The organism is Rhodanobacter thiooxydans LCS2 (assembly GCF_000264375.1).
Classification (GTDB): Bacteria; Pseudomonadota; Gammaproteobacteria; order Xanthomonadales; family Rhodanobacteraceae; genus Rhodanobacter; species Rhodanobacter thiooxydans.
On the sequence record NZ_AJXW01000110.1, the window covers coordinates 1 to 22627 of the forward strand.

A 22627-nucleotide genomic window follows, 5' to 3' on the forward strand; every position below is an offset into this window, starting at 1 on the left:
CGGATCTGGTGGGTGCGGCCGGTCTCCAGCCGGCACTGCAGCAGGCTGTGCGCGCGGAAACGTTCGCGCACGCGGTAGTGGGTCACCGCGCGCTTGCCATCCTCCTCGTCGCGCACCGCCTGGCGCAGGCGGTCGCCCAGGCTGCGCCCGATCGGCGCATCCACCGTGCCGCCGGCCACCAGCGTGCCCAGCACCACCGCCTCGTACTGGCGCTCCACCTCGTGGCGCGAGAGCAGGTCGACCAGCGCGGTGTAGGTCGGCAGGGTCCGCGCCACCACCATCAGGCCGGAAGTGTCCTTGTCGAGCCGGTGCACGATGCCGGCGCGCGGCAGCTCGGCCAGCCGCGGGTCATGGTGCAGCAGCGCGTTGAGCAGGGTGCCGGCCGGGTTGCCGGCACCGGGGTGGACGACCAGCCCGGCCGGCTTGTCCAGCACCAGCAGGTGCTCGTCCTCGTGCACGACGGCCAGCGCGATGTCCTCCGCCGCGCTGGACACCTCGTTTTCCAGCTCCACCTGCAGCTGCACCCGCTCGCCGCCGCGCAGCAGCTGCCGCGGCGGCGCGGGCACGCCGTCCAGGGTCACCGCCCCGGACCTGATCCAGCCGCTGAGCCGCGAGCGCGAATAATCGGGGAACATCTCGGCCAGCGCCTGGTCGAACCTGCGTCCCGCCGCGCCCAGCGGCACCACCGCTTCGTGCCGGATTGTGGTCATGCCGGCTTCCGCGGGCTGTGGCCGGTTTCGGCTATCATGCCTTTTCGCTCAAACATCCGAATTCTTTCCTTATGCGCCCAACGATCGACTCGCCCACGCTGCCGATGCCCAAATTGCCTGTACTCAAAGTGCTTGTGGTGCTCACGCTCGTCGTCTCGATGAGCGCATGTTCGATGTTCAAGTCGAAAAGGGAGACTATCGACACGATGCCGCTGGTCACGCTGTACGACAACGCGCACGCCTCGCTGCAGAACGCCGACTATGCCGCCGCCACCAAGGCCTACCAGCGCCTGATCGCGCGTTTCCCTTCGGGCGAGTACAACGAGCAGGCACAACTGGAGATGGCCTACGCGCAATACAAGGACAACCAGCCTGATGATGCCTTGTCGACCGTGAACCGCTTCATCAAGACCTACCCGGCCAACAAGCACGTCGATTATGCCTATTACCTGCGCGGGCTGATCAATTTCGACCGCACCAGCGGCGTGATCGACCGCTACATCAACCGCGAAGGCTCGCAGGCGCGTCGCGACCAGGGCTACAACCTGCAGTCGTTCGACGATTTCTCCGAGCTGTCACGGCGCTTCCCGGACAGCGCGTACACCGCCGATGCGCGCCAGCGCATGATCTACCTGCGCAACATCCTGGCCCAGTACGAAATCAACGTGGCCGAGTTCTACCTGCGCAACAAGGCCTACGTCGCCGCCGCCGATCGCGCGCAGTACGTGATCGAACACTACCAGCAGGCGCCGCAGACCGGCGACGCGCTGGCCATCCTCACCCGCAGCTACCTGGCGCTGGACCAGAAGACCCTGGCCGACCAGAGCCGGCAGGTGCTGGCGCTGAACTACCCGAACCACCCGTACCTGGGCGACGCCAAGTGGCCGCACCCGCCGTCCACACTGCGCAAGATGGTGCCGTTCTCGGGGCATCACTGAGGCGCGTCGGCCGCATAGCGGCCTTCGCAGGGAATAGGGAGTCGGGAATAGGGAATCGGAAAAGGCGGCTGTCCGCGCTTTGCTCATTCCCTGTTCCCTATCTCCAGCCGGAGGTGATCGGGTAGCGACGTTCGCGGCCGAAGGCGCGGGTGGTCACGCGAGGGCCGGGTGCCGCCTGCCGTCGCTTGAACTCGTTGACCAGCACCAGCCGTACCACCCGGTGCACCACGTCGGCGACGAAGCCGGCGGCGACGATCTCCGCCTGCGACTGCTCGCCCTCAATGAAGCGCGCCAGGATCGCGTCCAGCACCTCGTACGGCGGCAGCGAGTCCTGGTCGGTCTGGTTGTCGCGCAGCTCGGCCGAGGGCGGGCGGTCGATGACTTCCGGGGGAATCGGGAATCGGGAATCGGGAATCGTCGAAGAGCCGGATGCCCGCGAGGGCGCGCTTTCCCTATTCCCGATTCCCGATTCCCTATTCCCTGCTCCATTGCGCCACCGCGCCAGCCGGTACACCACCGTCTTGTAGACGTCCTTCAGCGGTGCATAGGCGCCGCACATGTCGCCGTACAGGGTAGCGTAACCCACCGCCATCTCGCTCTTGTTGCCGGTGGCCAGCAACAGGCGGCCATGCTTGTTGGACAGCGCCATCAGCATGGTGCCGCGGATGCGCGACTGCAGGTTCTCCTCGGTGGTGTCGGCGGCCTTGCCGGCGAACGCCGGGGTCAGCGCTGCGATGAACGACTGGTAGGTCGGCTCGATGTCGATCACGTGGTAATCCACGCCGAGCCGTTCCGCCTGCGCGCGCGCGCCGTCCAGCGACAGCCGCGAGGTATAGCGCGTGGGCATCATCACGGCGGTGACCCGCTGCGCGCCCAGCGCGTCGACCGCCAGCGCCAGCGTCAGCGCGGAGTCGATGCCGCCGGACAGGCCCAGCAGCACGCCGCCGAAGCCGTTCTTGTCGATGTAGTCGCGGGTGCCGCGCACCAGCGCCGCGTACAGCGTCGCCTCCAGCGAGGCGTCGGCGGTGACCGGCCAGTCTTCCGCCGACAAGGTGCGCGAGGCCGGATCGAACTCGGCCCACAGCAGCACATCGATGAAGGCCGGCGCACGCGCGGCGATCGCGCCATCACCGTTCACCAGCAACGAGCCGCCGTCGTAGACCACCTCGTCCTGCCCGCCGACCATGTTGAGGTAGGCGATGGCGCAACCGGTTTCCCGCGCGCGCGCCTGCAGCACGGCCTCACGCCCGGCCTGTTTCGCGCCGTCCCACGGCGAGGCGTTGATCACCAGCAGCAGCTCGGCGCCCGCGGCCGCGGCCTGCGCGGCGGGCTCCGGCTGCCATACGTCCTCACAGACCAGAAACCCCACCCGCACCCCGTCGATCACCGCGGTGGTCGACTCGTGACCGGGGCGGAAATAGCGCTTGTCGTCGAACACGCCGTAGTTCGGCAACACCTGCTTGTGCGCGGTGCAGTCCACCAGGCCACCGCGCAGCAGGCTGGCCGCGTTGAATACCTCACCCTCGCTGTGCGGATGACCGACCAGGGCCGCGACACCGTTGGTCGCCGCCGCCAGCGCGGCCAGCTCGCTGTCGCAGGCGGCCAGGAAGCTCGGCCGCAGCAGCAGGTCTTCCGGCGGGTAACCGGACAGGGTCAGCTCGGGAAACGCCACCAGCGCGGCGCCGCCCCGGCGCGCCCGCGCGATCAGGTCGCCGGCTTTGGCGGCATTCGCCGCCACCGCGCCGACCGGAAAATCGTATTGGGCCAGTGCCAGACGCAGCCTTGCCATGCAGCGTGCTCCCAGAATGACGAAGGCCGCGACGCGAGTCGCGGCCTTCGCATTTTAGAGCACTACGCGGCCCACTTACGCCGGGACCGACTTACTTCTTCATCAACTTCGCCAGCGCCTTGCCCAGGTCGGCCGGCGACTTCACCGTGGTGACGCCGGCCTTCTCCAGCGCGGCGAACTTCGCCGCGGCGGTGCCCTTGCCCCCGGAGATGATCGCGCCGGCGTGGCCCATGCGCTTGCCGGCCGGGGCCGAGGCACCGGCGATGAACGACACCACCGGCTTGGTCACGTACTCGCCGATGAACTCGGCGGCGTCTTCCTCGGCGCTGCCGCCGATCTCGCCGACCATGATGATGCCCTCGGTCTGCGGGTCGTCCTGGAACAGCTTCAGGCAGTCGATGAAGTTCAGGCCGTTGATCGGGTCGCCGCCGATGCCGATCACCGTGCTCTGGCCGAGGCCTTCGTTGGTGGTCTGGAACACCGCTTCATAGGTCAGCGTGCCGGAGCGCGAGACCACGCCGACCTTGCCCTTGCTGTGGATCTGGCCGGGCATGATGCCGATCTTGCATTCGCCGGGGGTGATGATGCCGGGGCAGTTCGGCCCGATCAGGATGGTTTCCGGATGCTGCGCCAGCACGTTCTTCACGCGCAGCATGTCCAGCACCGGGATGCCTTCGGTGATCGCCACGATGACCTTGATGCCGGCGTCGATCGCTTCCAGGATCGAGTCGGCTGCAAACGGCGGCGGCACGAAGATCACCGACGCGTCGGCGCCGGTTTCGAGCACCGCTTCATCGACCGAGTTGAACACCGGCAGGCCGATGTGCCGGGAACCGCCCTTGCCCGGGGTGACGCCGCCGACCACCTGGGTGCCGTAGTCGAGGCACTGCTGTGCATGGAAGGTGCCCTGCTGGCCGGTGAAGCCCTGCACGATCACCTTGGTGTTTTTGTTGACGAGTACGCTCATGGAAATATCCTTAGCTCGTGTAGGAGCCCGCTTGCGGGCGATGCTCTTGCCCTGATGCACACTGAAGATCAGATCAGAAGCATCGCCCGCAAGCGGGCTCCTACAGGGGGTTATTTGGCCGCTGCCACGGCTTTCTGCGCCGCGTCGTTGAGATCGTCCGCCGGCGTGATCGCCAGGCCGGAGTTGGCCAGCAGTTCGCGGCCCTGATCGACATTGGTGCCCTGCAGGCGCACCACCACGGGGATCTTCAAGCCCACTTCCTTGACCGCGGCGATGATGCCCTCGGCGATCAGGTCGCAGCGCACGATGCCGCCGAAGATGTTGACCAGGATGCACTTCACCTTGTCGGAGGACAGGATCAGCTTGAACGCCTCGGTCACGCGCTCCTTGGTGGCGCCGCCGCCGACGTCGAGGAAGTTGGCCGGCTCGCCGCCCGCCAGCTTGATCACGTCCATGGTGGCCATCGCCAAACCGGCGCCGTTGACCATGCAGCCGATCGAGCCGTCCATGGTCACGTAGTTGAGGTTGTTCTGCACCGCGGCCGCCTCGGCGGCGTCTTCCTGGGTCAGGTCGCGCATGGCGACCAGCTCGGCGTGGCGGAAGTCGGCGTTGTCGTCGGAGTTGACCTTGCCGTCGAGCGCGGCCAGGTTGCCGTCCTCGAGGATCGCCAGCGGGTTCAGCTCGACCAGCGACAGGTCCTTCTCGTTGAACAGCTTGTACAGGCCCAGCATGATCTTGGTCAGCTGGTTGACCTGCTTGGCCGCCAGGTCCATGGCGAAGCCGAGGTTGCGGCACTGGTACGGCTGCAGGCCCTCGACGAAGTCCACCACCACGGTGTGGATGTCTTCAGGGGTCTCGCGGGCGACCTGCTCGATGTCCACGCCGCCGTGCTTGGAGGCGATGAAGGACACGGCCTTGGAGTCGCGGTCCACCAGCACCGACAGGTACAGCTCCTTGGCGATGTTGGTGGCGTCGGTCACCAGCACCAGGTTCACCGGCAGCGCGCGGCCGGCCGACTGGTAGGTTTCCATGCGGGTGCCGAGCATGCCCTTGGCGGCGGCGTGGACGTCGTCCAGGCTCTTGCAGAACTTGACGCCGCCGGCCTTGCCGCGGCCGCCTGCGTGGATTTGCGCCTTGACCATCCACTGCGAACCGCCAAGCGCCTTGGCGGCGTCGACGGCAGCATCGGGGGAGTTGGCGACCCTGCCCGGCGGCACGGCGATGCCGTACTGCGCGAACAGTTCTTTGGCCTGGTATTCGTGGAAATTCATTCGATACCTCGAGCGAACGGAGAAACGAAGGCGGCCGCACGCGACACAACAGCGTGGGTCAGGAAAGTCGGACGGCGGATGGAGGCGCTGCCGATGCAGTGCGCCTGCCGGACTGAACCGGCAAACCGCGCAATACGGCCGCCTATTTTCGCGGAAGCGGGCGCCGATGGAAAGGGCCGTCGCCCGGAGCGCCCGCGCGGGCTGGTTCCGTGCGCTTTTTGCCCCACTCACAGCGCCGACCACCGCGTCTATACTCGCCCGACCGCGGAAATGCGCCGCCCCATCCGGTACATCCCTCCAGTACAGGCCGCACAATGTCCAGCACAGCACCCCTGACCGGCCAGCGCGCGGGCGCCGCGACGATCCGCCACGAGCTGACCTTCCTCAACGCGTTCCGGCTGGTGCAGGCGCTGGTCTACGCCGGGCTGGCCTTCAGCCCGCCGGGGCTGGGCTGGCCCGAGCTGGCCAAGCCCGATTTCGCCCGCGGCGTGACCATGCTGTACCTGGTCTTCGCGCTGGTCATGCTGCTGTTCAACCGGCGCAGCATGCCGTACGCACGCACGGTGGTGGCAACGACCCTGGCGGTGGACATCGCCGCCGCCGTGCTGGCGATCACCGCGATGCACGATGCGCGCATCGGCATCGCGATGATGCTGGCGGTGAACCTCAGCGCCGGCGCGCTGATCCTGCCGCTGCGGCTGTCCAGCTTCTTCGCCGCGCTGGCCACGCTGGGCATGCTCGGGCATACCTTCTTCGGCACCTCGGCCAGCCCCGGCGACCGCGACCTGCTGGAGGCGGCGCTGTTCGGCCTGGCCTACTTCGCCACCACCACGCTGTGCCACGTGCTGGGCCGGCAACTGCGCGCCACCGAGGCGCTGGCCGAGCAGCGCAGCACCGACCTGGCCAACCTGGCCCAGGTCAACGAGCTGATCATCCGCCGCATGAAAACCGGCGTGCTGCTGGTGGACGACGCCAACCGCATCCACCAGATCAACGAATCGGCCTGGATGCTGCTGGGCAACCCCGGCGCCGACCAGCGCGATCTCGGCCAGCTGGCGCCGGAACTGTCGCGCCGGCTGTACCACTGGATGACTTCGGGCAAGCTGGACGAGACCGCTACCCAGCTCGCCGACGGCGTGCCGGAGGTGGTGCCGCGCTTCACCCGGCTGGCGCCGAACGATGACTCGCACGTACTGATCTTCCTCGACGACACCTCGCTGCTGTCGCGCCGCGCCGAGGAGCTCACGCTGACCTCGCTGGGCCGGTTGTCCGCCTCGATCGCGCACGAGATCAGGAACCCGCTGGCGGCGATCCGCTATTCGGCGCAGTTGCTGGCCGAATCGACCAGCATGGACAGCACCGACCAGCGCATGGTCGAGATCATCAACAACCACTGCATCCGGCTCAACGAGATCATCGAGAACATCCTGCAACTGTCACGGCGCGAACGCTCGCGACCGGAAACGCTGGACCTGGGCCGCTGGGCGCAGGCCTTCGTCGAGGAGTACAGCCAGGGCAACGACCTCGGCGGCGATTCGCTGCGCGCGATCGCCAACAGCAGCATCCCGGTGGCAGCGGTGGCCGACCCGCAACAGCTGCAGCAGGTGGTATGGAACCTGGTGCAGAACGCCCTGCGCTACGGCCGCCTGCCCGGCGAACCGGCGCGGGTGATGGTGGTGGCCCGGCAGGGCGAGCACGGCGTACCGATCCTGGAAGTGATCGACCGCGGCCCCGGCATCGCGCCGAAGGTGGCCGCGCAGATCTTCGAGCCGTTCTACACCACCCATGAGTACGGCACCGGCCTGGGCCTGTACCTGGCCCGGCAGATGAGCGACGCCAACCAGGCCGCGCTGGAATACGTGCGCGTGGCCGGCGGCGGCAGCTGCTTCCGGCTGGTGCTGACGCCGCCGGCGCGCAGCCCGGCCGACGCCGCCGAAACCGCGCAGGCGGACGCCGCGCGCTGAAGCTCAGGTGGCACGCACGATCAGGCTGACCGGCAGGCTTTCCGGGCTGGCCGGCTCGCCCTCGATCAGTGCCAGCACCTTGCGCGCCAGCAACATGCCGCCCTCCTGCCAGTCCTGCCGCACCGAGCTCAGCGGCGGCAGGAAGCTGGCGCCCAGCGGCATGTCGTCGTAGCCCACCACCGACACGTCGGCCGGCACCGAGCGCCCCAGGTCCAGCGTGGCGCGGATCGCGCCCATCGCCAGCAGATCGTTGCAGGCGAAGATCGCGTCGAAGCCGACCTTGCGCTGGTGCAGCGAGCGCACCGCGTCCATGCCCGAGTCCACGGTGAACTCGTCGCGCCGCATCAGCAGCGGTTTGATCCCGCGTACCGCCAGCGCGTCGATGAAGCCGTTCAGGCGCTCGAAGATTTCCGGATGGCTGGGGTTGCCGATGAACACCGGCCGGCCCCGGCCCAGCGCGATGAAGTGCCGCGCCACCACCGCGCCGCCGAGGCGGTTGTCGCTGCCCACCACCACATGCGCGTCGCTGGCCGACGGCGCGCCCCACACCACCATCGGCAGGTTCAGCTTGTCGAACCGGCGCACCGCGTCCTGGTGCGCGCCCTGGCCCAGCAGGATCAGCCCGTCGGCAGCCTGCACCGCCGCCGCGCTGGCGCCCTGGCGGGTGGTCAGCAGCACGCTGTAGCCGGCCGCGGTCAGTTCCTGCGAGATGCCGCCCAGCAGCACCAGCGGGTAGGGATCGAACATGGTGCGGTCGGTGGACGGCTTCATCTCCACGATCACCGCCACGGTATGGCTGCGGCGCAGACGCAGGTTGCGTGCGCTGATGTTGAACTTGTAGTCGCGCTCGTGCGCCAGCGCCTGGATCCGCTCGCGGGTCTGCGGATTGACCAGCGGGCTGTTGCCCAGCGCCCGCGAGACGGTGATCTTGGATACCCCGGCCAGCTTCGCCAGGTCGGCCATGGTCAGGCCGCCCGACGCGTGCCGACGCGCGCCCTTCTTGCTCAACTGCCCGGTTCCCTGTTGGTCTGGCCGATCCCGGCCCGGTGCTGCGACGCTGCCGGACGGCAGCGATGGCCCGGGCCGGCGCCCGCAGTGTGTCGACATTCGCCTTGCCGATGCAAGCTCGCGCCACGCCGGCGCTTGCACCGGCTGCGCACCGGCGCGCATGGCGGGCGCGAGGCTCCGGCCGCCGCCTCCTGTCGCAGCTTGGTCATGGCGATCTCCACAGCAATTGTTATCGGTATCTTGATACCGATAACAATTGCTGCCAAGCTCGCCGCCAGCCGCAGCCTCGCGGGCCGCCCGGCCCGGTGCGCCGGACGGAGAAATGGGGACTCATGGTGGACAGCTACGCAGCCGTGCTGCTCGATGCCGAAGTGCCGTCCGTCGGCGCCGAGGTCGTGGTCGACCCCTGGCTGCTGGTACGCCACGGCACCGACCCTGCCGGCTTTGCGCAGGACGAGAGCCTGTTCGCGCTGGCCAACGGCACCCTCGGCGTACGCGGCAACCTGGAGGAAAGCGACAGCGCCAGCCAGGCCACCCTGCTGTCCGCCGTGTGGGAACGCAGTCCGATCGACTACCACGAACGGTTCCCCGGCTTTGCCGCGCATACCGACACACGCATCCCGGTCGCCGATGCCGCGCGCATCCACCTGCGCCTGGGCGACACGCCGGTACGGCTGGACCAGGGCACCTGGCTGCATTTCGAACGCGTGCTCGACCTGCGCCAGGGCTGCTACCGGCGCCGCTTGCGCTGGCGCTCGCCGGAAGGTGCCACGCTGGAGATCGAGGCCGAGCGCATCGTGAGCCTGGAAGACGCCGGGCTGCTGGCGATCCACTACCGCGTGCGCTCGCTCGACTACGCCGGGCCGATCACGCTGGAGTCGTCCATCAGCACCGCGCGCGAAGCCGCCGAGCAGGGCTTCGACCCGCGCATCGGCAGCCGCATCGACGGCGGCCTGGGCACCTGCGACGCCCACGCCGGGGAGGACCTCGCCTGGGTCGGCCAGCAGACCACCCACAGCGGCATCCGGCTGGTCTGCGCGCAGCGGCACCGGCATGCCGGCGAGCTGCGGTTCCGCCACGCCAACCTGGCACCCCATGGCGTCACCCAGGTCTACGAGGGCATGCTGACGCCCGGCCAGGCGGTCAGCCTGGAAAAATACGTCGCCTATGCCTTCACCTCGCCGTTGGCCGGAGATCAGGCAAACGACCTGCTCGCTCGCGCCCGCGCTTCGCTGGATACCGCCGACGCACTTGGCTACCCGGCGCTGCTGGCACGCCAGGCCCGGGCGCTGTCCACGTTGTGGGCGCAGGCCGATCTGGCCATCGACGGCGACCCGACGACCGAGCAGGCGCTGCGCTTCAACCTGTTCCATGTGTTCCAGTCGAGCAGCCGCGACAGCCACGGCACCACCGCCGCCAAGGGCCTCACCGGCGAAGGCTACGAAGGCCACTATTTCTGGGACGCCGAGGTGTTCATGCTGCCGGTGCTGGCCACCCTGGCGCCGGAACTGGCGCGGGCGATGCTGATGTACCGCTACCGCACGCTGGACAACGCGCGCCGCCATGCGCGTGAGCTGGACCATCCCCGCGGCGCGCTGTACGCGTGGCGTACGATCAGCGGCGACGAGTGCTCCTCGTACTTCCCCAGCGGCTCGGCGCAGTACCACATCAACGCGGCGGTGGCCTGGGCGATCCGCCTCTACGTCGACGCCAGCGGCGATGATGCGTTCCTGCTCGCGCACGGTGCCGAAATGCTGTTCGAGACCGCGCGCATCTGGCTGCAGATCGGACACTTCAGCGCGCGCCACGGCGGCGCCTTCTGTATCCATGAGGTGACCGGGCCGGACGAATACTCCGCCCTGGTCGACAACAACCACTACACCAATCGCATGGCGCAACGACACCTGCAGGATGCCGCCGACGTCGCCGACTGGATGGCGCTGAGCCACCCGGCCGAACATGCCGCGCTGGGCGCGCGCCTCAACCTGCAAGCGGACGAGGCAAGCCAGTGGCGCCGCGCCGCCCGCACGATGCACCTGCCGGTGGACGCCGCGCTCGGCATCTTCCCGCAGGACGACGGCTTTCTCGACAAGCCGCGCCTGCCGCCGCAGCTCGCCACCACGCCCGACCGGCAGCCGCTGCTGCTGCAGTTGCACCCGCTCACCCTCTATCGCCACCAGGTCTGCAAACAGGCCGATACGCTGCTGGCCCTGGTGCTGGCCGGCGAGCAGGTCGATGTGGCCACCAAGCGCCGCAATTTCGACTACTACGAAGGCGTCACCGTGCATGACTCCACCCTGTCCGCCTCCACCTTCGCGGTGGTCGCGGCCGAAGTGGGCCACGCCGACAAGGCGCACGGTTATTTCCTCGACACCTTGCGGGTCGACCTGGACGACCTGCATGGCAACGCGGCGCACGGCCTGCACATGGCGGCGATGGCCGGCAGCTGGCTGGCACTGAGCTGGGGCTACGGCGGGCTGCGCGTGCACGATGGCCTTCCCGCGCTGGCGCCGCGGCTGCCGGCGGCATGGAAAAGCTACCGCTTCGGCCTGTGCTGGCGCGGGGCACACCTGCGCGTGGAGGTCGACGGCGACGGCGCGCGCTACACCCTCACCGAGGGCAGCTCGCTCACCTTCCTGCACGACGGCCTGCCGCAGCGCCTGCACGCCGGCCAGCCGTTGCACCTGCCCTGCGCAGGCTCCGTCGCCCCGCCGCCGCTGAAGGCGGTGGTGTTCGACCTCGACGGCGTGCTCGCCGACACTGCCGTGCTGCACCGCTCGGCATGGCAGCAGCTGGCCGACGAAATCGGCGCGCCGCTCGACGAAGTCACCGCCGGGCGCATGAAAGGCGTGGACCGTCGCGGCTCGCTGGACATCCTGCTGGAGCACGCGCCGCGCTCCTACAGTGAGACGGAGAAGGAAGCGCTCGCCGCACGCAAGAATGCCCACTACGTCGAACTGATCGGGCGCCTCGGCCCGCAGGACCTGCTGCCCGGCGCGCACGCCGCGGTGGAGTCCGTGCGCCGCGCCGGGCTGAAGACTGCGCTGGCCTCGGCCAGCCGCAATGCGCCGCAACTGCTCGACCGGCTGGGTATCGCCGCGCTGTTCGACTGCGTGGTCGACGCCAGCCGCATCGCCCGCTCCAAGCCCGACCCGGAGATCTTCCTGGCGGCGGCGCGCGGGCTGGGGCTCGCCCCGGGGGAATGCCTCGGCGTGGAAGACGCCGCGGCGGGCATCGCCGCCCTGCACGCGGCGGGCATGGCGGCGGTCGGCATCGGCCGCGCGCAGGAGCTGGACAAGGCGGATGTGCTGCTGCCGGACATTGCCGCGTTCGACATCAGCCGCTTCATCGCGTGAGCGGCCATTCCGCGCAGCCGCACGAGCTGCGCTCAAAAACAATCCAATCCAAAGGTGGGGAGAGATGGAAATGAAGACCAAACAGTTGTCCAGACTGAGTCTACCGGTGGCGATCGCCGCCATCCTGTTTTGCGGCGCGGCCATGGCCCAGGACGCCGCCCCGGCGCCGGCCGCCCAGGCATCGGCGAAGAAGAGCACGGCGCAGCAGAAAGCCGAGGCCGCCAAGGCCAAGACCCTCGAACAGGTGGTGGTGACCGGCAACACCGCCACCGGCGGCCTGCGCAAGATCGATACCAGCTACTCGGTCACCACCGCCTCGGCCGAGCAGATCAAGATGTCCAACCCGAAGAGCACGGCGGACCTGCTGAAGATCTCCCCGGGCATGTGGCCGGAGTCCACCGGTGGCCAGACCGGCGCCAACATCGAGATCGCCGGCTTCCCGGGCGGCGGCGACGCGCCCTACTTCACGACCCAGCTGATGGGCTCGCCGCTCTACGGCATGCCCACGCTGTCGTTCTTCGAGACCACCTCGCTCTTCCGCCTCGACGACACCATCGAGCGCGTGGAAATCCTGCAGGGCGGCCCGTCGGTGGTGTTCGGCGACGGCCAGATCGGCGCCACCGCGAACTTCATGCTGAAGACCGGCACCGACGTGCCCAGCGGCAGCATCGGCGTCACCTACGGCGACGAGAACCTGCGTCGCGTGGACGGCTTCATCGGCTTCCCGCTCGGCAACAACTGGTACGGCAGTGTGGGCGGCTTCTGGCGCACCTCCGACGGCGTGCGCGACCCGCAGTTCGCCGCGGACAAGGGTGGCCAGTTCACCGCCACGCTGAGCCACGACAGTGACAACGGCACGATGACCTTCTACGCGCGCCAGCTCAACGACCGCAACCAGTTCATCACGCCGGTGCCGCTGACCCAGAGCGGCACCAACCAGTTCAGCGCCTACCCCGGCTTCGACCCGCTGACCGACACCTACTACAGCAAGGCGATCCAGCACGTGCACCTGCCCGGTTACCCCGGCGGCGGCACCGACGCCAACCTGGCCAACGGCCGCGGCACCAAGTTCAGCTTCTTCGGCGGCAACTTCGACTACGATCTGGGCAACGGCTGGAACCTGTCGGACAAGTTCCTGCTCGACGGCGGCGACGTCGACACCAACGCGCTGTTCTCGGGCAACAACCCCGGCAGCATGAACGACATGCTCTACACCAACAACGCGAGCATGGGCGCCTTCAACCTGCCGGCCGGATCGGCCACCGCCAGCTACGTGAACGGCGGCGGCCTGGTCGACCCGAACCAGAGCGTGATCCACCAGGGCTGGTGGTACATCCACAAGCGGCTGAAGAACATCAGCAACGACTTCCGCCTGAGCAAGGAACTGTTCGAGGGCAACACGCTCACCGGCGGCCTCTACCTGACCCACTACACCATGAACGACAAGTGGGCGCTGGGCAACCAGATGCTGATGACCAACACGCCGAACGCGCAGCCGATCCAGGTCAGCTACGTTGACAACGGCCAGACCAAGTACCTCACCGACGGCCAGGGCTTCCTCGACTACGGCGGCTACAACATCGCCCAGCACGGCAGCGCCACCAACAAGGCGTTCTACCTGTCCGACGTGTGGCGCATCGGCAAGTGGCTGATCGACGTGTCCGGCCGCATCGAGAACGAGAACGCCACCAACAACGTGTGCAACCTCACCAACGTCAACCTTGACGGCAACCCGGACACGCTGTACGACAACAGCGTGCCGGTGTGCGACGGCACCTACGCGAAAACCCGCTACGACAAGACCCACCCGTCGTGGACCGTCGGCGTGAACTACGAGCTGGCCGACAACATGAGCGTCTACGTGCGCGCCAACAAGGGCGCGCACTTCGGCGACTTCGACAACGCGCTGCGCGGCAACACCACCGGCAATACCCCGCCGCTGCAGAAGGTGCAGAACTTCGAGGGCGGCTTCAAGTACCAGTCCGACCTGTTCTATGCCGACATCAGCGTGTACCACCGCCAGTTCAACGGCCTGACCTACCAGCCCACCAACGGCCAGGGCGTGCCGGTGGGTGAGCAGGCGCTGTACGGCTCCGACTCCAAGGGCGTGAACCTCGCCGGCGCGGTCACGCCGTTCGAGAACTTCAAGCTGCAGGTGGTCGCCAACTACCTCGACGGCCACTACTCGCACAACAACTCCTGCTTCGTGTACACCGACCTGGTCAGCGGCACCAGCCAGTGCATCGGCATCAACGGCAAGCAGCTGCAGCGCCAGCCGAAGGTGCGCTACATGCTCACGCCAAGCTACCGCCTGCCGTTCTCCTGGGGAGATGTCACCGCCTTCGTGACCTACACCCACGTCGGCGAGCACACCCAGGATCAGTCCGGCCTGCAGCAGCTCGGCAGCTACAACACCTGGGACTTCGGCATCGTCGCCAACGTGCAGCAGAGCTGGCAGATTCGCCTGCAGGGCACCAACATGACCAACGAACTGGGCCTGACCGAGAGCAACTCGCGCATCTTCGGCTCCGCCGCCGGCACCGACGGGGTGATCCTCGCCCGCCCGCTGGAAGGCCGCGAGGTCAACGTGACGGTGAAGTACCTGTTCTGAACCTGGGTTGTTGCAGGGCGCGCGGTCCGGACCGAAACCTCAGAGCGGTCCGGGCCGCCTTTTTCCGTAGTAGTACCGACGCCGTACCGCCGGGGGTGACATGAACCGAATCCGCATGATCGTCGCGCTGGTGCTGATCTACATGATCTTCGCGGTCCTGCTCAACAGCGTCGGCACGGTGATCCTGCAGTCGATCGCCACGTTCGGCATCGACAAGCCCGCGGCCAGCGCGCTGGAGCGTTACAAGGACCTCACCATCGCGTTCACCTCGTTCCTGGTGGCCTCGTTCCTGCCGATGTTCGGCTACCGGCGCTCGATGATGCTGGCGCTGGCGATCGTCGGCGGTGCCTGCGTGCTGATGCCGCTCTACCCGGGTTTCCTGACCACGCGGCTGCTGTTCGCCTGTGTGGGCGTCGGCTTTGCGATGGCCAAGGTCTGCGTGTATTCCTCGATCGGCCTGCTCACCACGGACCGCGTCGCCCACTCACGGCTGACCAACACCATCGAAGGCCTGTTCATGGTCGGCGTGCTCGGCGGCAACTGGCTGTTCAGCGCGTTCGTCGATCCGGCGCACCCGGGCAACCCGGTGTGGGTCAACGTGTACTGGCTGCTGGCCGGCGCCTGCGCGCTGGTGATCGTGCTGCTGGGCAGCAGCCGCCTGGACGAGAGCGCCGCGCACGCGCACGGGCACAACAATTCATTTGCCGACTCGCTGCTGGAGATGCTGCGGCTGTTCATGCGGCCGCTGGTGTACGTGTTCCTCGCCTCGGCGTTCCTGTACGTGCTGATCGAGCAGAGCTTCGGCACCTGGCTGCCCACCTTCAACAACGAGATCCTGAAGCTGCCGAACACGATGAGCATCCAGTTCGCCAGCATCCTCGCCGGCATGACCGCACTGGGCCGCATCGGTGCCGGCATGGTGCTCAAGCGCGTGCGCTGGCACGTGCTGCTCAACGCGTGCGTGGTGGCGATGGCCGTGCTGGTCGTGCTGGTGCTGCCGCTGGCGCGCGGCGTGGTGGCGCGGCCGGACGTGGGCTGGCTCGACGCGCCGCTGGCGGCGTACCTGATCCCGCTGCTCGGCCTGCTGATGGCGCCGATCTACCCGGTGATCAACTCGGTGGCGCTGAGCTCGCTGCCCAAGCCGATGCACGCGGCGATGACCGGGCTGATCGTGGTGTTCTCCGCGCTCGGCGGCACGCTGGGCTCGTACATCACCGCCCGGGTATTCGCCAGCTTCGACGGCATCCACGCGTTCTATTTCTCGCTGCTGCCGATGAGCCTGATCCTGGCCACGCTGTTCCTGTTCAAGCGCGAGACCGACCGCGCCGGCGCCGAGATGCCGGTGGCAATCAGGATCACCGCGAAATAGTCGCTGCCTGGAGCGATCATGAAGCTGCGCCACGTACTCCTCGCCGGCCTGTTCCTGATCATCGCCGCGCCGGCGCAAGCCGCGACCGACCCCAGCTTCCTGCTGACGGCCACCGCGAAGGACTTCGCCCGCTACTTTCCCGGCCAGCTTGGCAACGGCTACCAGTCGACGCTGACCTCGCCGCGCGGCACCGAGGGCAACCTGGCCTATCTGGTCGCGTTCATGGACTACGCGAAGGACGATATTTCGCGTCCCGCCGCGGTGCCCGGCTGGAGCGAGATCGACTACAGCGCGGGGGACTCGCCAGCCGGCCACTTCTGGCTCAACCAGACCGCGCTGGACCCGGCCGTGTTCCAGGATTACCGGCAGCAGCTGAACCTCTACGAGGGCACGCTCAGCACGGGCTACCGCTACCTCGACCACGGCCGGGCCACGCGCATCGAGGTGACCAGCCTGGTCAGCCAGGCCTCGCCCCATCTCGCCGCGACCCGGCTGTCGATCACGCCGGAGTTCGACGGCGAGGTGCAGCTGTCGTTCGCGCTGAACCTGTGGGCGCCGCACCAGCCGCGTTTTCCGCTGGCGCGGCTGAGCGGCGACGAGATGCAGGAGGCGGTGGCGGCGCACAACCTGAAGCTCGAACCGGTCGCTCCGGCCACGCCCGACCGCGCGGTGCTCTGGTACCACGGCGACACGCACGTCACGGCCGCTGACGGCGACACGGGCGACCGCACGCTGTGGCTGGACGGCCACGCCGAGCAAGGCCTGTCGATGGCCGAGGCGGCTGCGATCGAGCTGCCCGCGGGCCTGCAGTCCACCGACCTGCGGCTGTACCGCAGCAGCTACCGGCTGGCGCTGAACCTCACCGCGAAAGTGCGCAAGGGTCAGACCTACACCTTCACCAAGTTCGTCGCGCTGTCGCGCGCGGGCTGGGGTGGCGACGCGAAGGCGAACCGCACGCTGGCCACGGCCGCGCGCACGGCCGGCTTCGATCGCCTGCTCGACGCGCACCGCGCCGCCTGGAGCGAACTGTGGCAATCGGACATCCGCATCGACGGCGATCCGAGGGCGCAGCAGGTCGTGCACTCCGACCTCTATTACCTGCTGTCCAACGTCACCCCCGACACCGCCTGGCCGACCGGCGCCTGCGGCATGACGCCCGGCTACGCCGGCCACGTGTTCTGGGACAGCGACACCTGGGTCTTTCCCGCGCTGCTGCTGTTGCATCCGCAGCGGGCGAAATCGCTGGTGATGTTCCGCTCCCGCACCTTGCCGGCGGCCGAGGCGCGGGCGCGGGCGCGCGGTCTGCGCGGCGCGATGTTCCCGTGGGAGGCCGATCCGCAGAACGGCAGCGAGCAGACACCGCACATGGCCTACGTGCTCGGCGAGCGCGAAATCCACGTCAACGCCGACGTCGCCATCGCCCAGTGGCAGTACTACCTGGCCAGCGGCGACCACCAGTGGCTGGCTCGATACGGCTGGCCAGTGATCCGCGACGTGGCGGATTTCTGGGCCAGCCGCGCGACGTGGGTGGCGGACAAGCACCGCTACGAGATCCACCACGTCACCTCCGTGCTGGAGGCCTACAACGACGTGCCGAACGATACCTTCACCAACGCCTCGGCGCGCAAGGCGCTGGACATCGCCGTCGCCGCCGCAGCCGCCGTCGGCGCAAGGCCGGACCCGCACTGGTCGGAAGTCGCCGCGCAGCTGTACCTCCCGTTCTCCGCGAAAGACGGACACCATCTGGATTTCGACGAGAGCGTGCCGCACGACATCGACGCCTGGGGTGATACCGCGCTGCCCGCGCTCGCCTATCCCTCGCTGGACCTGCCGATGAGCGCCGAGGTGCGCCGCAACGACTTCGACTATGCGATGACGCTGACCGGGCGCTCGCGGCAGGAGCCGAACAGCATGGGGCTTTCGCCGGCGTCGATCGCCGCCGCCGCGCTGGGCGACGCGCAGACGGCCGGCGCGTGGTTCCAGCGCAACCTCACCACCCACGTGCTGCAGCCGCCGTTCAACGTGCGCACCGAGACCGCCACCAACAACACCGGCTATTTCCTGACTGCCTCGGGCGGCCTGCTGCAGAACATCCTCTACGGCTTCACCGGCCTGCGCCTGGAGCACGGCGGACTGGTCGAAGCCTATGCGCCGGTGCTGCCGCCGTCGTGGAAGTCGTTCACGCTGAAGCACGTGAACCTGCGCGGCCGCCACTACGACATCACCGTGCGCCGCGCTGCGGACGGCAAGCCGGAGCTGGTCCGCCACGCGCTCTGAAGCGCCGACATCGGGCGGCACGCCCTGGCCGGCGTGCGGTCTGGCATTCCACCTGGCTGCCGATGCGCGGATCGCGCGCAGCGCATGCGGCGATGCGGCGACGGTTGCGACCTGGGTCCAGGCCGCGCCGATCTTTGCCCCGCAGCCCGCGGCCGGTTATTCTCTGGCGCATCGTTTGCCACGCGCCATGCCATGAATCCCCAGACCGTTTTGGTCATCGACGATGAACGCGACATCCGCGAACTGCTGACCATCACGCTGGGACGGATGGACCTGCAGGTCGACGCCGTCGGCACCGTCGCCGAGGCACGCCGCGCACTGGCCGAACGCAGTTACGACCTTTGCTTCACCGACATGCGGCTGCCCGACGGCACCGGCCACGAGATCATCGAACTGATTGCCGCGGAGCATCCCGACATGCCGGTGGCGATGATCACCGCCTACGGCAACGTCGACGCCGCGGTGAACGCGCTGAAGGCCGGCGCGTTCGATTTCGTCTCCAAGCCGGTCGACATCCAGATGCTGCGCGGGCTGGTGCGCACCGCCCTGCGCCTGGCCGAGGAACGGCGCAACGGCGCCGCCGCCGCGAAGACCGGCGACTCCAGCCGCCTGATCGGCGACTCCAGCGCCATGCAGCAGGTGCGCGCCACCATCGCCAAGCTGGCGCGCAACCAGGCGCCGGTGTACATCGCCGGCGAATCCGGCGTGGGCAAGGAGCTGGTGGCGCGGCTGATCCACGAGCAGGGCCCGCGCGCCAGCGGCCCGTTCGTGCCGGTCAACTGCGGCGCGATCCCGTCGGAGCTGATGGAAAGCGAGTTCTTCGGTCACCGCAAGGGCAGCTTCACCGGCGCCAGCACCGACAAGGAAGGCCTGTTCCAGGCCGCCCAGGGCGGCACGCTGTTCCTCGACGAAGTGGCCGAGCTGCCGCTGCACATGCAGGTGAAGCTGCTGCGCGCGATCCAGGAAAAGGCGGTACGCCCGATCGGCGGCCGCGACGAGATCCCGGTCGACGTGCGCATCCTGTCGGCCACCCACAAGAACCTCGGCCAGCTGGTCGAGCAGGGCCAGTTCCGCCAGGACCTGTTCTACCGCATCAACGTGATCGAGCTGCGCGTGCCGCCGCTGCGCGAGCGCCGCGGCGACGTGTCGCAGCTGTCCGCGTTCATCCTCAAGGCGCTGGCCGGCAAGAGCGGCGAAAGCGTCGGCCAGCTGTCGCCGTCGGCCCGCGATGCGCTGGAAGCCTACGACTTCCCCGGCAACGTGCGCGAGCTGGAGAACATCCTCGAACGCGCGATGGCGATGTGCGACGGCAGCACCATCGAGGCGGCCGACCTGATGCTGCCGCAGCGCAGCGCGCGGCCCAGCCACGAACCGGCGGCGCCGGGACAGCCGCCGGCGCCCGTCGCGGCCGCCAGCACCGGCGCGGACGGCGGCCTCGACGACTACATCAGCAACCTCGAGCGCACCGCCATCGTCAAGGCGCTGGAAGAATCGCGCTACAACAAGACCGCCGCCGCCCGAAAACTCGGCATCACCTTCCGCGCGCTGCGCTACAAGCTGAAGAAGCTCGGCATCGACTGAGGCCACAACAGGCACGCCACGCTTCACAGGGCGGGCACTGCCCGCCGGCCCTTGCTTCATGCCTTGCCGAAGAGCGGCGGGCAGTGCCCGCCCTACAAGAGCCACCGGCTCACACCGAGCACGTCACTCCCACCCGCGGCACTGCAGATCGTAGGGCGGGCACTGCCCGCCCTACCAAAGCATCGGCTCACACCGAGCGTGTCGCCTCCACTGGCGGCACGGCAGCGGCGCGCCGCGCCGGGCCGAGCACGGCCAGTTGACCCAGCAGCCACAGCAGCAGCACACCGACACCGAGCACCCACAGCGGCATCCGCGGCAGTTCGTAGTGCGTCATCAGCGACAGGTTCGCGGCGATGCCAAGCGCCACGCCCAGCACTGCGCCGATGCCGACAATCAGCGCGTTCTCGGCCTGGAAATAGCGCAGGATGTCGCCGCGCGTGGCGCCCAGTGCACGCCGCACGCCGATCGAACGGCGCCGCTGGCCGACCCAGAAGCTGCTCAGTCCCACGATGCCGCCAGCCGTCGCCAGCAGCAGCAAGGCGCACATCGTGCCCATCATGATCGCCACACCGCGATCGGTGGCGTAGGCCTTTTCGCGTGCCTGCGCCAGCGTGACCACGCCGTCTTCCGGGCTGATCAGGCGCATGCGGTTCTGCGCAACCAGCGCCACCGGTGCCGACTGCAGCAACGCGGCCAGTCGGCCCGGTTGCGCACGCACCAGATAGACCACCCCGCTGGCATAGGCCGCCCCATCGTCGGCACTGGCGTAGCGCGCCGGCAGCAGTACCGTGTATTCGTCGATCGAACGTACGCCGCTGCCCGCGTAACTGCCTTGCAACCGGTCGACCACGCCGATGATCTTGCTCGGGCCGTCGTCCCTGAGATAGACGCGTTGGCCCACCGCCGCGCCGTCGGGGAACAGTTTGTGGGCCAGGTCGCGCGTAATGATGATCACCGCCGGCACCACCTTGTCACGCGGACCGAGGCTGGCGATCTCGTCGGCGCGGAAGTTGCGGCCGGCCACCAGCGCGATGCCGAACGTGTCGATCGCGTGCTCGTCGGCAAAATAGGACAGCGCTAGCTGCAGCTTCTTCTGCTCGACCCGCTGCTTGATGCGCACCAGCCCGCCGCCGCTTTCCTGCATCGGGTAGGCTTGGCTGGCAAACGCGTCGCGCACGCCCGGCAGCTTGCGCAAGGTCGCCAGGTCGGTGCGCATCTGCGCGTGGATATGCGGCACGTCCGGCTGGCCGACCCACTGGTTGTTGATCGCGAACAGATGCGCCTCGTCGGTACCGCTCGGACGCGACAGGTGCACCACCCGCGTCTTGACGATGAACAGTGCGTTGCTGACCACCGCCAGGGTCAGCGCGATCTGCAGCACAATCAGCGCCGTGGCCATCTTGTGCCGGCGCAGCGCGGCAAGGATCGGGCGCAGCTGCATGACCGCGTTCATCCGTTCACCTTCAGCTGCCACGCCGGTTGCACCTGGGCGGCGCGCCAGGTGGGATACAGCGCGGCGATCAAGCTGGCGAGTACCGCGACCAGCACGGTCAGCAGGAACAGCGACGCATCCAGTCGCGCCAGCTTGGCAATCTCCGGCTCGAACAACTTGCCGATGCCGGCCATGCCCAGCGCCGTCAGCAGCAGGCCCAACAGGCCGCCGGCCAGCCCGATCGCCGCCGCCTCGACCAGGAACTGGCGATAGATCGCCCCGCGCGACGCGCCCAGCGCGCGGCGTACGCCGATCTCCGGCGCGCGGCGCATGAAGCGGGCCAGCATCAGCCCGATCACGTTGACGAGGCAGATCAGCAAAAAGCTGACCGAGACGATCAGCGACAGCGCCGACGACTTCGGCACCACTTTCATCACGTGCAGCCACTGCCCGACGTCGGACAAGCTCACGTTCGGCGACCAGGCGAAGCGGCCGAGGCGTTGCTGTTCGGCCGCGTAGTTGCGCAGCCAGTCGCGGTAATGCGCCACGTCGGCGCGGGTGGGCAGTTCCACCCACATGGCGATCCACGCGCATTCGCTGCGCAGCACGCTGTTCCAGTCCGGCAGGTCGGGACCGACGGTATTCGTGCTGCAGTAGAACTGCCCGGTGGTGGCCTTCTGCACATCGATGGCGCGACTGAACGGCAGGTAGAGCTGCCGCGGATGACTGAAGGCATAGAACGTGCTGGCCACGTCGAAGTAGCGCGGGCGTGGCTCCCAGTCGTCCAGCACGCCGACAATGCGGTAGACGTGCGCGTCCAGGTTGATCTCCCGGCCCACGCTGTCGGCGCCGCCGAACAATTTCTGGTTGAGCGCGCTGCTGATGACGACCACCGCCGCGCGCTGGTCGTCGTCATGGACCGACCAGCCGCCGCCGTAGCGGAAGCGCGCGTCGAACATCGCGAAGAAATCGCTGCTGACTGCATCGCCTTCCTGCGGCAACGGTTGCTGCCGCGCGTCGTCCGGCAGCAACGTCCACTTGCTGCCGTAGATCAGCACCTGCCTCTTCGCCTGCCGCGCGTGCAGCAGCGCCTGCGCGTCGGTGTAGCTGAGCATGATCGGCGGCTCGCCCTTCCAGTTGTGCGCCGGGCCGAAGTTGTCGATCTGCGGCACGAACAGCTGGCCGGATTTCCACGGGATTGGATCGGCCGCGGCCACGCGAAACACGGCGAAGGTGACCATGCAGGTGGCCACGCCGCAGCCCATCAGCAGCAGCACCAGCGCGGTCAGCGCCTTGCTGCGCCGGCAACTGCGCCAGGCCAGATCGAAGTAATACGTCAACAAGGTCACCCCCT

At 68.3% G+C, this 22627-nt stretch carries 14 protein-coding genes; 7 read left to right on the top strand and 7 right to left on the bottom strand.

All coding sequences use genetic code 11. The annotated features are described in order from the left end of the window. Positions 1-710 (bottom strand): RluA family pseudouridine synthase (locus UUA_RS17570; protein ID WP_008439355.1); only part of this gene is annotated, 710 nt, incomplete at its 3' end. A gap of 71 nt (positions 711-781) precedes the next feature. Between UUA_RS17570 and UUA_RS17575 the strand changes: the two genes are divergently transcribed. Then, entirely contained in the window at positions 782-1648 is an 867-nt protein-coding gene (locus UUA_RS17575; RefSeq protein WP_039954439.1) for an outer membrane protein assembly factor BamD, read from the top strand. Positions 1649-1745: 97 nt separating this feature from the next. Here UUA_RS17575 and UUA_RS17580 read toward each other — a convergent pair whose 3' ends face one another. From UUA_RS17580 to sucC, 3 genes are all read right to left on the bottom strand, one after another. Then, the gene (locus UUA_RS17580; protein WP_008439357.1) at positions 1746-3437 is read right to left on the bottom strand and encodes an NAD+ synthase; all 1692 of its coding nucleotides are present in this window, start codon (positions 3435-3437) and stop codon (positions 1746-1748) included. 91 nt (positions 3438-3528) lie between these two features. Further along, complete coding sequence (gene sucD, locus UUA_RS17585; protein ID WP_008439358.1) at positions 3529-4404, bottom strand: succinate--CoA ligase subunit alpha; 876 nt, start codon at positions 4402-4404, stop codon at positions 3529-3531. Positions 4405-4514: 110 nt separating this feature from the next. Next, positions 4515-6005 (bottom strand): ADP-forming succinate--CoA ligase subunit beta, encoded by a 1491-nt coding sequence (gene sucC, locus UUA_RS17590; RefSeq protein WP_337999136.1) that lies wholly within the window; start codon positions 6003-6005, stop codon positions 4515-4517. Here sucC and UUA_RS17595 point away from each other — a divergent pair. After that, positions 5990-7639 (top strand): sensor histidine kinase, encoded by a 1650-nt coding sequence (locus tag UUA_RS17595; protein WP_008439360.1) that lies wholly within the window; start codon positions 5990-5992, stop codon positions 7637-7639. The genes sucC and UUA_RS17595 overlap by 16 nt on opposite strands. Before the next feature lie 3 nt (positions 7640-7642). Here the strand turns inward: UUA_RS17595 and UUA_RS17600 are convergent, their stop codons facing one another. Then, positions 7643-8647 (bottom strand): LacI family DNA-binding transcriptional regulator, encoded by a 1005-nt coding sequence (locus UUA_RS17600; RefSeq protein WP_008439362.1) that lies wholly within the window; start codon positions 8645-8647, stop codon positions 7643-7645. Between the two features lie 332 nt (positions 8648-8979). Here UUA_RS17600 and pgmB point away from each other — a divergent pair, with 332 nt between their 5' ends. From pgmB to UUA_RS17625, 5 genes are all read left to right on the top strand, one after another. Continuing rightward, on the top strand, positions 8980-12003 hold the full coding sequence (pgmB, locus tag UUA_RS17605) for a beta-phosphoglucomutase (protein ID WP_008439363.1): 3024 nt from the start codon (positions 8980-8982) through the stop codon (positions 12001-12003). Between the two features lie 70 nt (positions 12004-12073). Then, complete coding sequence (locus UUA_RS17610; protein ID WP_039954445.1) at positions 12074-14614, top strand: TonB-dependent receptor; 2541 nt, start codon at positions 12074-12076, stop codon at positions 14612-14614. A 100-nt stretch (positions 14615-14714) separates the two neighbouring features. Beyond that, entirely contained in the window at positions 14715-15983 is a 1269-nt protein-coding gene (locus UUA_RS17615) for an MFS transporter (protein WP_039954440.1), read from the top strand. An 18-nt stretch (positions 15984-16001) separates the two neighbouring features. Then, positions 16002-18260, top strand: coding sequence for a glycoside hydrolase family 65 protein (locus UUA_RS17620; protein WP_008439366.1), 2259 nt, complete (start codon positions 16002-16004; stop codon positions 18258-18260). A gap of 192 nt (positions 18261-18452) precedes the next feature. Further along, positions 18453-19841, top strand: coding sequence for a sigma-54-dependent transcriptional regulator (locus UUA_RS17625; protein ID WP_039954441.1), 1389 nt, complete (start codon positions 18453-18455; stop codon positions 19839-19841). Positions 19842-20028: 187 nt separating this feature from the next. On the opposite strand, the gene UUA_RS17630 is transcribed toward UUA_RS17625, so the two are convergent. Then, on the bottom strand, positions 20029-21294 hold the full coding sequence (locus UUA_RS17630; protein ID WP_008439368.1) for an ABC transporter permease: 1266 nt from the start codon (positions 21292-21294) through the stop codon (positions 20029-20031). Then, positions 21291-22616 carry an ABC transporter permease gene (locus UUA_RS17635; RefSeq protein WP_039954442.1) on the bottom strand — a complete coding sequence of 442 codons (1326 nt, stop codon included), beginning with the start codon at positions 22614-22616 and terminating at the stop codon, positions 21291-21293. Before UUA_RS17635 ends, UUA_RS17630 begins: the two co-directional genes overlap by 4 nt. Between the last annotated feature and the right edge of the window lie 11 nt (positions 22617-22627).

Excerpts from the sequence above, each read along its gene's own strand:
- UUA_RS17580 (WP_008439357.1), bottom strand. The coding sequence starts at position 3,437 with ATGGCAAGGCTGCGTCTGGCACTGGCCCAATACGATTTTCCGGTCGGC.
- UUA_RS17630 (WP_008439368.1), bottom strand. The coding sequence starts at position 21,294 with ATGAACGCGGTCATGCAGCTGCGCCCGATCCTTGCCGCGCTGCGCCGG.
- UUA_RS17620 (WP_008439366.1), top strand. The coding sequence starts at position 16,002 with ATGAAGCTGCGCCACGTACTCCTCGCCGGCCTGTTCCTGATCATCGCC.
- UUA_RS17575 (WP_039954439.1), top strand. The coding sequence starts at position 782 with ATGCGCCCAACGATCGACTCGCCCACGCTGCCGATGCCCAAATTGCCT.
- sucD (WP_008439358.1), bottom strand. The coding sequence starts at position 4,404 with ATGAGCGTACTCGTCAACAAAAACACCAAGGTGATCGTGCAGGGCTTC.
- UUA_RS17610 (WP_039954445.1), top strand. The coding sequence starts at position 12,074 with ATGAAGACCAAACAGTTGTCCAGACTGAGTCTACCGGTGGCGATCGCC.
- pgmB (WP_008439363.1), top strand. The coding sequence starts at position 8,980 with ATGGTGGACAGCTACGCAGCCGTGCTGCTCGATGCCGAAGTGCCGTCC.
- UUA_RS17625 (WP_039954441.1), top strand. The coding sequence starts at position 18,453 with ATGAATCCCCAGACCGTTTTGGTCATCGACGATGAACGCGACATCCGC.
- UUA_RS17595 (WP_008439360.1), top strand. The coding sequence starts at position 5,990 with ATGTCCAGCACAGCACCCCTGACCGGCCAGCGCGCGGGCGCCGCGACG.
- UUA_RS17615 (WP_039954440.1), top strand. The coding sequence starts at position 14,715 with ATGAACCGAATCCGCATGATCGTCGCGCTGGTGCTGATCTACATGATC.